The 12810-nt window shown below is 30.8% G+C and carries 11 protein-coding genes; 3 read left to right on the forward strand and 8 right to left on the reverse strand.

Translation table 11 applies throughout. The features are described 5' to 3' along the window. Positions 1-93: 93 nt before the first annotated feature. Positions 94-1119, forward strand: a complete 1026-nt coding sequence (locus tag FUA26_RS00595) for an NUMOD1 domain-containing DNA-binding protein (protein WP_147130437.1) — start codon at positions 94-96, stop codon at positions 1117-1119. 160 nt (positions 1120-1279) lie between these two features. Next, positions 1280-1939, forward strand: a complete 660-nt coding sequence (locus tag FUA26_RS00600) for a hypothetical protein (protein WP_147130439.1) — start codon at positions 1280-1282, stop codon at positions 1937-1939. A 243-nt stretch (positions 1940-2182) separates the two neighbouring features. On the opposite strand, the gene FUA26_RS00605 is transcribed toward FUA26_RS00600, so the two are convergent. Further along, a complete protein-coding gene (locus tag FUA26_RS00605; RefSeq protein ID WP_246109040.1) occupies positions 2183-3361 on the reverse strand; it encodes a hypothetical protein in 1179 nt (392 codons plus the stop codon). A 127-nt stretch (positions 3362-3488) separates the two neighbouring features. Then, positions 3489-4772 (reverse strand): fumarylacetoacetase, encoded by a 1284-nt coding sequence (gene fahA, locus FUA26_RS00610; protein WP_147130441.1) that lies wholly within the window; start codon positions 4770-4772, stop codon positions 3489-3491. 213 nt (positions 4773-4985) lie between these two features. Here fahA and glyA point away from each other — a divergent pair, with 213 nt between their 5' ends. Then, positions 4986-6260: a serine hydroxymethyltransferase gene (glyA, locus tag FUA26_RS00615; RefSeq protein ID WP_147130443.1), complete on the forward strand. Its 1275-nt coding sequence runs from the start codon at positions 4986-4988 to the stop codon at positions 6258-6260. Between the two features lie 67 nt (positions 6261-6327). Here glyA and FUA26_RS00620 read toward each other — a convergent pair whose 3' ends face one another. The 6 genes from FUA26_RS00620 to FUA26_RS00645 form a co-directional block, all read right to left on the reverse strand. Continuing rightward, a complete protein-coding gene (locus FUA26_RS00620) occupies positions 6328-6579 on the reverse strand; it encodes a YgaP family membrane protein (RefSeq protein ID WP_147130445.1) in 252 nt (83 codons plus the stop codon). Between the two features lie 209 nt (positions 6580-6788). After that, entirely contained in the window at positions 6789-8348 is a 1560-nt protein-coding gene (locus FUA26_RS00625) for a hypothetical protein (protein WP_147130447.1), read from the reverse strand. Positions 8349-8655: 307 nt separating this feature from the next. Next, positions 8656-9675: a UDP-glucose--hexose-1-phosphate uridylyltransferase gene (locus tag FUA26_RS00630; RefSeq protein ID WP_147130449.1), complete on the reverse strand. Its 1020-nt coding sequence runs from the start codon at positions 9673-9675 to the stop codon at positions 8656-8658. 22 nt (positions 9676-9697) lie between these two features. Further along, positions 9698-10846 (reverse strand): galactokinase, encoded by a 1149-nt coding sequence (gene galK, locus FUA26_RS00635; protein WP_147130451.1) that lies wholly within the window; start codon positions 10844-10846, stop codon positions 9698-9700. A gap of 12 nt (positions 10847-10858) precedes the next feature. Beyond that, positions 10859-11749, reverse strand: coding sequence for an aldose 1-epimerase (locus FUA26_RS00640; RefSeq protein WP_147130452.1), 891 nt, complete (start codon positions 11747-11749; stop codon positions 10859-10861). 8 nt (positions 11750-11757) lie between these two features. Further along, a complete protein-coding gene (locus FUA26_RS00645; protein WP_147130454.1) occupies positions 11758-12750 on the reverse strand; it encodes a winged helix-turn-helix domain-containing protein in 993 nt (330 codons plus the stop codon). Positions 12751-12810 lie beyond the last annotated feature (60 nt).

The following is a 12810-nucleotide window of genomic DNA, read 5'->3' on the forward strand; positions in this document are numbered from 1 at the left end:
TATAATCTAGTAAATTCAAGACAAAAACTCGTAAGAGATTGTTATCTAGAGAAACATCATATAATTCCAAGGAGCATATATGGTAAAGGTTATATGGATGACTCACATTTAAAGAGTGTTGAAGATGAAAGTAATATCGTAAAACTAACTGGACGAGAACATTTCATTGCACATTGGTTGCTACACAGACAATTTCCTGGAGTTAGGCCATTTGCTGCAGCTTTTCACGCAATGGCTTCAATGTCAAATAAGCATCATTTTAGACATACACCAAGTTCAAGGGCTATAGAAGAGGCTAGAAAAGACTATGCTGAGCTTTTGAAAAAAAGTATTGCAATGTATTCTTTAGAAGGAGAATTAATTAAAGTTTTTGAATCTACAGAAGATGCAGCAATTGAATTTGAAGTAAGCGTGAATAATTTGTCTGCAGCGTGCAACGAAGAAAATAATGTCAATAATATTAAAGGCTATCAGTGGAGAAGATTTAGTGAGTTTCCGAAAAAGAAAATTGAGCCTTACATAAATTCAAACAATGAATCTAAACAGGTTTTACACGAATATGATTTAGAAGGCAACTATATTAAGTCTTATGAATCAATTCGTGATGCTGCTAGAAATGGAATAGAAAGATCTGTTTTCAAAAAAGAAAATCGAAATAAACCAATCTTCTTCAAAGACAAATGGTATTCATTTGCATCAAAAAATTTTCAAAATAAGCTAAAGGTAAAAAAATCCAATACACAGAAAAGAAAAGTCCATCAAATAGACCCAGAATCGGGAGAAATAATAAGAACGTGGAATTCAAGCAGAGAGCCACAAAGAGTTTTAGGCATTTCAAATGTATCATCTGTTTGCAAAGGAAAAAGAAAAACTATGGGAGGTTTTATATGGAAATATGCTGAAGAGGATTATAATTTAGATTTAAAAGAACATAAGAGAAAACTACCTCGAGCAAATGGAATTACTATTTATAAAAATGGTATTTTAGTTGGACAATTTGATTCCTTGAGAAAAGCAGAATATAAAACTGGTATTAAAAGAGCTCTTCTATCTAAACTTTTAAAATCAGGAGATACAAAAAATGATATTAAAGTGATAAAAACGACACCACAACAATGACTATAAGTAATTGCTTGCTAATAGCCAACAGATAATAAAGGTTTTAATAAGTTGTTTTTTCTTAATTTCTAAAGAAAAAGTGTATAGCTTTTATGTGTGGTGTGATGTATAATTAAGGTTTAATAAAGGCTATTAAAATCTATAAAATGTTTTAATACTTATGAATTACAAGTTACAAAACACACCAAATTATGATTTAGAAACCCTAAAGAAAGATGTAGATTCTGGAGCAAAGTTTGTTTTATTCAATTATAGAATTGGTCTAGGGTTATTTTCTTTATTAAGATTTTCACCAGCTATTTTTGTAAGAAGAGAAAAAGACATTCAAAAATTTAAAAAGAAATACAATGTATTAAATGTAATATTAGGGCCTTGGTTTATTTTTAAAGGTCCATTTTTAACATATAATGCATATAAAGTAAATAAAAGCGGTGGTATTGATGTAACTAAAGATGTTTTAGCAAATTTAACGGAAGAACAGCTTAAAAATAAGGAAGTAAATATTAAAATAATTCATAACATTTTTCAAAAAGTAAATAAGTTAGATAAAAAAAGTATTACTAAAGCTATTAGAAAAACAAACTTAAATTTAGTTCCTATAAAAAATACATACGTAGCATTATTTATTAATGTTGATGAATACAAAAAGCCATATTATGTAATTGGTATTGAATTATATAAACAAATAGAAATTGATAAAAAACACATTAAAACAAATTTGAATCAATATTTTTATAAACACGTTGAATTCAAAATCTTCAATATTAATGAAGATATTGACTATGCTAATAAATTAATAGAACAAGGTGATAGCATATAAAATATGTATTTATGCAATTAATAACCACAATTATCATAAATATTATTTAGTAAAAACCAACTACAACTGCTAAGTTATTGGCTAGTTTATAAAGTTAAAATACAAAAAAGAGGATGTTTAAAAAGTTGCTATTTAAAAAGGTGAAAAAATACCTTTAAAGCAAATGCTTACTTACAAATTAATTTTTTTAGATAAACCTCAAAAAAATAATCATTTAATACGTTTTAAACATCCTTTTAAATACTAATTAAAACGTTGCTTAACAATAATATTTTTAAGTTTAGCTTTTAGGTCTTCGCCAGTATCATATACCATTTGTTCGTTAGTAGGGAAGGGCACACGCCTGTTATCAATTAAGCGTCTGTCTTCTTGTTCTAAAGCACGTTTATCTCCGCGGTAACGGGCAAAAATGTTTTCAAAAATAAAACCGCTATCAAATGAAAACGTATCAATTATTTGTTTTGTTTTCAAATTGGTATAAACAACATCGGCAATAATTTGAGATTCTTTGCTTTGTATTATTTCATTTACACGTGCTTTTACACGTATAATTTTATCTATTTTAATATCGTTACCCAAGCTATCTTTCATAACGTTGCCGTTGCGGTCTTTTTTGTATTTCCAACCATCAGCCACATCACGTTCTCTTATAAACTCACGTTCTTTTATACGCTCTGGCGAAATATTTATGCGTTTTAATTGTAGTTGCATAGCAAAATCATAGCCTATATTTTTATTGGGTGTGGCGTGATAAACCGTCCAAAACTGATTTAAACCATAGGTATTAAAATTTAGTAAATCATCTTCTAAGCGCCTTGGAATTACTTGTTGTGTTTGGTTGTTTATTGAAACTAAAACGTAATGTGTGCCTCGGGCATGTGCCTCATTTAATAAATTGCGTGTGGTTTCATAATTAGGGTTTATATTATCTAAATACTCCAAAGTATTGTAGGCTTCTCTAATGGTGTATTTATCATCAGACTCTAATAAATCTATACCTTTTTCATATAAATAATCAGATAGTTTTGCTTTACTTTCGGCTATGGCATCACTGTAATCGTTAAATTTAAATACAATGTTTTTACCATTTACATACAGTGGTAAAACGGGCTTAATGGCTTCTTGTCTTGCATCTAAATCATTATAAATTTCAAATATATTTTTTAACAGTTCAGGGTTGTTATCTTTTTTAAAATGTTTTATGGTGTTTAAATCGCGTTCAACAGATTTGTAGTACGCATCTTGTAGCATTATTACATATTCTGCTTTACGCTTTTTGTTTTTATTGGTTTTTAACTTTTGTAAAGCGGTTGTAATAGCTTGGTTGTAGTTACCAGTATTTACGGCTTGTTCTACTTGCTTTTTAGCACTACAAGCCACAAATAAGGTTATGCATGACGTTAAAAGTAGTAGTTTTTTCATAGGTTAAAATTTTAGGTTATTGGGTGTGTATTTCAATAGTAATGCCAAATGTAAATAAATTTCAATTTAAATATTTAAGCCTCTGAAAAACAGAGGCTTATTTTTTATTAAAATGGTTCTTAAAAGTTTATTTTTTTGAAAAAACAGGCAGTAATTCTGTTTTTACTTCGCCAAAACCAATACGTGTACCGTCTTTTTCGCAATAGCCACGCATAATTACAGTATCATAGTCGTTTATAAATTTACGTTCACTACCATCGGCCATTTTAAGTGGTTTTTCACCTTTCCATGTTAGCTCTAGCATTGAGCCATAACTATCTTCTGTTGGGCCAGAAATAGTACCGCTTCCCATCATATCACCAGAGTTAACAGGGCAACCGTTAATAGTGTGGTGTGCTAATTGTTGCGCCATATTCCAGTACATATATTTAAAGTTAGATTTGCTAACCACGGTTTCTTTGGCACCTTTTGGCTGTATGGCAACTTCTAAATTAATATCAAAGCTCTTTTTGCCTTTGTATTGTAAATACGGTAATTGAGGTTTAATAGGTTTTGGGCCCTGAACTCTGTAGGGTTCTAAGGCATCAAGCGTTACAATCCATGGCGACATTGAAGACGCAAAGTTTTTAGCTAAAAACGGGCCTAAAGGCACGTATTCCCATTTTTGAATATCGCGGGCACTCCAATCATTAAATAATACAACACCAAAAATATACTCCTCAGCTTCGTTAACAGGTATTGGTTCTCCTAAGTCGTTTGCATCGGTAGTAATAAAAGCCATTTCAAGCTCAAAATCTACCAACTTACTTGGGCCAAAAACAGGTTCGGTAGCACCATTTGGTAGTGTTTGCCCTTGTGGCCTGTGCACCGGAATACCCGATGGAATTATAGATGAGCTTCTGCCATGATACCCAACAGGAATATGTAGCCAGTTTGGTAACAGTGCATTATCAGGGTCTCTAAACATAGTGCCTACATTAGTTGCGTGTTCAATACTTGAGTAAAAATCAGTATAATCACCAACTTGTACAGGTAATTGCATTTCAATTTCATCTAAACGAAACAATACAATTTCTTTATGTTTTACGTTATTTTTAAGGGCATCATTTTCAGCATCAAAAATTTCAGCAATACGGTTTCTAACAGCACGCCAAGTTTTACGGCCATCGGCAATAAAATCGTTTAAGGTGTCTTGTAAAAAAATATCATCAGTTAAAGCAATACCATCAAAATATCCTAATTGGTGTAATGCGCCTAAATCTATAGCGGTATCACCAATACGTGTACCAATGGTAATAATATCATCTCTGGTTAAAAATACCCCAAACGGTATGTTTTGTATTGGGAAATCTGAATTTTTATCTACGTGTAACCACGATTTTCTATCTGGATTGTTAGCTGATAATGGCATAACTATATTTTAATTTGAATTATTGAATTATCTTCAAACGTACACAATTTTTTTTATTTTAATATAAAAATTACCTTAAAACAAATAAAATTTTAATGTGAAACCAATGGTTAATAATATGGTTTAAAACTTACGTTTAAATATGCGTTTTTTAATGCTAAAAACTATTCTATTTTATATTTTTGCACAAATATTTAATCATAATTTAATTTTATGCAACGCGACGAACAAATTTTTGAACTTATTGAAGCTGAAAAAGAGCGTCAATTACATGGTATTGAACTTATAGCATCAGAGAATTTTGTAAGCAACCAAGTAATGGAAGCTGCAGGCTCTGTTTTAACCAATAAATATGCTGAAGGCTACCCAGGAAAACGCTACTATGGTGGTTGTGAAGTAGTTGATGAAGTAGAACAAATAGCTATTGATAGAGCAAAAGAATTATTTGGCGCAGCGTATGCAAATGTTCAACCACACTCTGGAAGTCAGGCAAACACTGCTGTTTTTGCAGCATGCATAAAACCAGGCGATAAAATTTTAGGTTTTGATTTATCACATGGTGGGCATTTAACCCACGGATCGCCAGTAAACTTTTCAGGAAAATTATACGACCCTGTTTTTTATGGTGTTGAAGAAGAAACAGGTGTTTTAAACTATGATAAAATTCAAGAAATAGCTACTAAAGAGCAGCCAAAATTAATTATTGCAGGAGCATCAGCATACTCACGTGATATTGATTTTAAGCGTTTTAGAGTTATTGCAGATAGTGTTGGTGCTATTTTAATGGCCGATATATCGCATCCTGCAGGTTTAATTGCTAAAGGTATTTTAAATGATCCTATACCACATTGCCACATTGTAACAACAACTACGCACAAAACTTTAAGAGGCCCAAGAGGTGGTTTAATATTAATGGGAGAAGATTTTGATAACCCGTTTGGTATTAAGCTTAAAAACGGTAACCTACGTAAAATGTCATCTTTATTAGATTCGGCTGTGTTTCCTGGAAACCAAGGTGGGCCATTAGAGCATATAATTGCTGCCAAAGCTATTGCTTTTGGTGAAGCTTTATCTGATGCGTTTTTACATTACCAATTACAAGTTAAGAAAAATGCTGCTGCTTTAGCGGATGCTTTAGTAGCTAAAGATTATAAAATTATTTCTGGCGGAACTGATAACCACTGTATGCTTATTGATTTACGAAACAAAAACGTATCTGGTAAAGATGCAGAACAAGCATTGGTAAAAGCCGATATTACAGTAAATAAAAACATGGTACCGTTTGATGATAAATCGCCGTTTGTAACTTCAGGAATCCGTTTAGGTGTTGCTGCTGTAACTACGCGTGGTTTAAAAGAAGATGATATGGTTGTTATTGCTAATTTAGTTGATGAAGTAATTGCCAACCACGAAGATGAAACAGTTTTAGAAACCGTAAGAGAAAAAGTAAATGCTATGATGGCAAATAAGCCTTTATTTGTAGCTTAATTAAAAATTTATTCAGTAAAAAAAAGCCCGAAAATTCAATATTTTCGGGCTTTTTTTGTTTTCTGTTTTAATAATGTTTTTTTAACGATTTATTGTTTATTATGTTTTTTAAATCATAATCTATTGGAAGTTTTGATGTTTTATAAAGTGGGCAATAAGACGTTATACTAGAAAATGAAAATAATAAACCAACAACTAAGAATATTAAACCTAAAAAGCCTCTAACGCCTGCAACAAAAAATAAACTTAACAATAATACTGCAACAATAAATTTTGAAACTCTATCAAAACTACTCATGTTTCTTTTGAAATGAATCATAATATAGGTGTATAAGATTTGGGATAAACATTAATTTTTTGAGGGAAGAATTAATTAATGTGTAATAAAATTATAACGAAACTCAATTAAAATAAAATATTGAAAAAGTTATTCGTTTAAATTTAAAATTTTTCAGATTAAAATATAGTTCATGTTAAAAAATACCGATAAACTACATACGGTTTTTAAAATGTTGTAAGCACTTTATTTTAATCTTCTTCTGAAATAATAATGTGTTGGTAGGCACCTAAATCTGGTGAAGTTGTACGGTTTTTATTTAAAATATCAGTTGGTACTTGTAAAGCAAAATTTAATGAACCTTTGTTGATAGCTGATGAATTTTCGCCAATTATGAACATATTTGAATCAGGGTTTTTAAAATCAGGAGTTTCATTAAAAATAATATTTTCGAAATGAGAAGTGTTTTCAAAATTGTAATTTTCACCAGTAAATTCAGAGTTATTATTTTGAAACCTTATTAAACAGTTTGTAAACTTAAAATTAAAGTTAACAGCATCATCTTCAACTTCATCAAATAAAATTTCATTGCTATCATTTCCATAAATAATACAATTATTAAAATTAGCTTCGGTTAAATTGGTAACAACCGTGTTTTCGTTATCATCTACTATAAAATTGTTTAAAAGTAACGCCGGAAATTGCCTAAAACTGGCATTCCAGTAGTTAGCAATGGTACTATGGGTAAAATTATATGTACCACCAAAAGTACCCGCAAATGATGATAAGCCTGCATTGTTTATTACAACGTTTTCTCCATTAATAGCGGTATTTCGGCCTAAAATACCAAAGTTACTGCTATTATAAATTTGTGAGTTTGTTATGGTTAACTTATTAGTGTTGGAGTTACCATCACTTAAAATGCCAACTAATGCATTTTTTATGGTGGCATAATTTATAATATTGTTAGTACTACCTTCTAAAAGCCAAATGGTGCCCCATTGCCCGGGTCTTTCGGCAAAACTAGGTTCTAAGCGGTCGCCTTCAAAAATCACTTCATTTTCTAAAAGTTCTTGGTTTGTGCTGTATGCTCCGTTTACGTGTAATGATGCGTTGTTTTGAACAATTAAACCAGAGTTTTCATGAAAATGTAAGCGTGCACCAGCTTCAACGGTTAGGGTTTCTCCGGGTGGTACTGCTGCAAAACCATATATTACGTAAGGTTTTTGGTTAGTCATTGTTAATTCTGAAGTTAAAAGTTCACGCCCTTGTAATTCAGTTTCAACAGTTTCTCCAGCTATATTTAATGTAAGTGTTTCAACTATTTTGGTGGTGTTATCTCTGTTTGGGTAAATAAAAATGGCATCTTTAACTAAGGTAACTAGTTCTACTTTTTGTAAATGGTCACCAGCATCAAATTCAATTTGGTCAGTGTATAAATAGGTGCCATTAGGGTTGTTAAAATCATTAAAGTTAATGGTAGACTCAACAAAAATAAAAAGACTATCTTTTGCAAGCAGCTCTACATTTTCAAATACTTTGCCTGCAACACCATCAACACTTAACCGGTAATTTGAGTTTTCGCCCAAAGCAAGTTTTACAGTTGGTATAGAAATATCATTATCACTTCTATTATATACTTTTAAGTTATAGGTGCTTGAGCCAATGTTTGTAAAAACGGTATCTAAATACACGGTGTCTTTAGAGAATTGCAAATTTCCTGTACTTGGTGAAAATTCAAAATCTTTACGGCAAGAGCTCCAAAGGGTTAAAAAAATAATACTGAAAACTATATATACAAAGCGTTTCATTGAACTGTAATTTATGCTAAAATATAACTTTTGAATTTATGAATTAGTATACAGTTGCTAATTTTTAATAGGATGATGTTTGTATTAAAAATAAACTAATTGTATGATATAAATCATAAAAAACGTGGTGTTTAGGTTGTATTTTTAAGTGTGAATTTTTTACAGACTTTAGGTTAAGAAATCATATAACATAAGTAAACGTTTTACATGTTACTTTAGTTTTATGCCCGACTCTAACATAAAGCTAGAAAAAAAGCCCTTGCATTATGCAGGGGCTTTTTACTTGCTATTAATACGGGAGATTAGTTTATACCAAACCTCTAATCATTTGGGCTGCTTTTTCTGCAGTAATATCACGTTGTGGTGTACCAAACATTTCATAACCAACCATAAATTTTTTAACCGTTGCACTACGTAATAGTGGTGGGTAAAAACTCATGTGCCAATGCCAGTGGCTATTATCTGCACCATTTGTTGGCGCTTGATGTATACCACTTGAATATGGGAATGATGTATTGAAGATTTTGTCATAAGCTTTTGTTAAAACTGCAATAGCATCAGCATATAACAAGGCTTCATTTTCAGTCATTTCTAAAATGTTAGTTTGGTGTTTTTTTGGTGCTATCATAACCTCAAAAGGCCAAACAGCCCAAAAAGGCGTTAATACAACAAAGGCATCATTTTGATAAATAATACGTTCGTTTTTTTCTAATTCTTGTGCTAAATAATCACCTAATAAACTGCTTTTGTTTTTAGTAAAGTAGTTTAATTGCTGCGTATTTTTTTTGTCAACTTCATTAGGTAGGGTAGACTGGCTCCATATTTGACCGTGCGGGTGCGGATTACTACACCCCATTACAGCTCCTTTGTTTTCAAAAATTTGTACGTAGTTAATAAGTTCATTGTCGCCTAATTCTTTGTATTCCTTTTGCCATGCAAAAACAACTTTTTGAATTTCTTTTGCAGACATATCGGCTAAACTTTTAGAGTGGTCTGGGCTAAAGCAAATTACTTTACAAATACCTTTTTCACTTTCGGCAATTAAAAGTCCGTCGTTAACCGAAAAATCTGGAGAGTCTTTTTGTAAAGCCGCAAAATCATTAGTAAAAATGTAAACATCAGTATATTCTGGGTTTACTTCGCCATTAATTCTTGTATTGCCTGGGCATAAATAGCAGTTTTCATCATAGCTTGGTCTAACTTCATTATTAACCGCTTCATTTTGTCCTTGCCAAGGTCTTTTAGCTCTGTGTGGTGATACTAATACCCATTCGCCTGTTAAAATATTAAATCTTTTATGCGAATAGTCTTGTAAATTAGATGTCATTTTTCTGTTGCGTTTATGTTGTTTATTTTACTACGTGTGTTCCGTTTGATAATTCAACTGAATAAAAAGTACAATCCATACCAAATTTATCTTTATAAGGTTTTGATACTAGTGCTTTAAAAGCGTCTTCTTTACCTTTTTCAATTAAATTAATGGTACAACCACCAAAGCCACCACCCATCATTCTTGCGCCAATAACATAATCTGTTGTTTTAGCTTTACCAACAAGAAAATCTAATTCTTCACAACTTACTTTGTATTGTTTTGAAAGGCCTTCGTGTGAGCCGTAAATTAAATCGCCAAGGGTTTCTAAATCATCATTTTCCATGGCTTTTGATGCTTTACGGGCTCTGTTATTTTCTTGTATAACAAATAGTGCTTTTTGGTAATTTTCTGGGGTTACTTCGTTTTTTATAGTTTCTAAATCTTCTTCTGTGGCATCTCTTAATGCTTTTACTTTAAGCATTTTTGAGATATTTTCACAAACTGAACGTCTATCATTATAAGCACTATCAGATAAGCTGTGTTTTACGTTTGTGTTTATTAAAATTAATTGGTGGTGTTTAAAATCTATTTTAAAAGGTTTTGCTTTAATGGTACGGCAATCTAGCAAAAGAGCGTTATCTTTTACTCCAAACATACTTGCGTATTGGTCCATTATACCACAATTAACACCAACATAATTATGTTCTGCTTTTTGCGAAATAAATATCATTTCTTCTTTAGAAAGCCCTAAGTTGAATATTTCATTTAAGCCAAAAACCACACTATTTTCTAAAGCGGCTGATGATGACATACCTGCACCTCCTGGAATATCGCCTTTAAAAACGATATTGAAGTTACCTATAACTTTGTTACGGTTTTTAATTTCGGCAACAACACCTAAAATGTAGTTTTCCCAGCTACCTTCTTTTAATGGTTTAATAGTATCTAAATTAAAACTTACTAAGCTATCTTTATCAAGCGCGTAGGCAGATGATGTGTTGGCGTTGGTTTTTTGTATGGCTGCATAAATACCTTTATTAACAGCTCCTGGAAATACAAAACCATCATTATAATCAGTATGTTCACCAATAATATTTATACGTCCTGGTGAAAAAATAAGCACAGGTTCTTGTTTAAATTCTTTAACAAAAACCTCTTTAACATCGTTAATTAATTTATTTGTCATTTTTTATTGTTGTTAGTTGTTTTTTATAGATAATTTCCATGTAATACTGTAAGCTTCATTAGGCTTTAAAGTTTGTAAACCAATGTCATTATTAAAGCTATCAGACACACCAGTTGTTGGCTCTATAGCTATGGTGTTTTGTTTTGGTGGTGTATAAACTTGTAAAAAGTTTGTATTACCGGTAGCGTTAAATTTTAAATTATACTTTGGTGTTTTAAATATAACTTCATCAGTATTTAAAACCCAACAATCATCAAGCTGTTTGTTTTCAATTTTTAAATCTTCAGTTGTATGTGTTGGCTCAATACCTGTAGTGATATTACGCTCGCCTAAAACTATTTTTTCATTACTATTAAATTGCAATGTGCTTTCTGCTAAATTAGCACTTAAAAAATAGGGGTGCCAACCTAATGTGAACGGAAATACTTTACTATCAGTATTATTTATAGTTACTTTTAAAGCTAGATTTGTTTCAGAAAATAAATATTCTAATTGAATTTTGTATGTGTAAGGGAATCCTTTTGAAACGTTATTTTCAGTATATTCAAGTAAAATAGATGACGTATTTTCGTTTGAAACGGTTTTAATAACCTCAAAAGTTTTGTTGTAAACCAAACCATGTAAGGCGTTGTTTTCTTCTTTTTGATTGGTCTCAAACTGAAAACTTTGGTTGTTAAAAGTGTACTTGCCATCTTTTATTCTGTTTGCAAATGGAAATAGGATAGATGATGCATAAGTATCTGCATAGCTTAATGGTGCTAAATCTTTAATAATTTCATGGCCATTAAGTGTTAACTCTTGTAAACTAGCACCTTGGTTTAGGTGTATTTTACTGTATAGCTTTGTTTTATCGTTTTTAATTTCTAAAACATTAGCTGCCTTATTGTGGTTTATATTGTACATTTAATTGGTTATAATGAGTTTCTTAAAATTAAATTATGCGGATTTTCAACCTGTGTTTGCTCTTTATTTAAAATCATTTCAGCTAAGCGTTTACCCATAGCATTAAAATCTGTAGAAATGGTGGTAATACCGCCTTCAACAATTTCTTTTAAAAGCGCATCATTGTATGAAATAACGCCAATATCTTCGGCCAGTTTAAGGTTGGCTTCTTTCATTTTTTTTATAACTGTAAGTAAGCTACTATCTTCAGGCATAATATAAACACTGCCCTTTTTTAAAGCCTTGTTGTTTAAAGAATTAATAACACTATGACTAAAATTATTTTGATAACAAAACTTTACAAAACCATTTTGTAGACCTTGCGGTTGCTTATCATCTTGAAACACTAAAATGAGTTTTTTATATTTTTTTAAAAGATGCAGTGTTTTAGAAAGGTTGTTAAAAATAACACTTTCAAAATTTTGATAAACAGCAGGATAGTGTTTTAGGTCATCATGCATTTGGTCTAAAATATACACTTTATCTTCAGGTAAATGTTTTATTTCAGAGTTTGTATTCTTTAAATTAGCAGGCATAATAACATAGTAATTGTAATTACCAATGTTATCTTGTATGAGTTTTGAAAATAAATTTTTATTGAAATGATGAAAATAAATATCAACTTGAATATTGGTTCCTAAATGTTGTAAAAATGAATTGTATAAATCTTCTTTAAAAGCATTTAGCTCATCAAACAGTAAAAAAATCTTTTGAGTTACACTAACATTTTCACTTGAAACATAGTAACCTTTACCTACTACAGATTGAATAATACCACGATTTTTAAGTTCGTTAAATGCCATTAAAACAGTGTCTCTAGAGAGATTATGCTCATCTTTAATTTTATTAATAGATGGAATTTTGTCTCCCTTTTTAAGCGTACCTGATACTATCAATTCTTCAATAGAATTAATAATTTGTTTATACTTCGGAATTCCTATTTTGCTTTTAACTTTAATCATGGTGTTGAAGTAACAAATATACAATTTTTTAAACAAAAACCTACTAGACCCTACCAGTTT

Origin of the sequence: Seonamhaeicola algicola (assembly GCF_007997385.1) — a bacterium.
Lineage (GTDB): Bacteria > Bacteroidota > Bacteroidia > Flavobacteriales > Flavobacteriaceae > Seonamhaeicola > Seonamhaeicola algicola.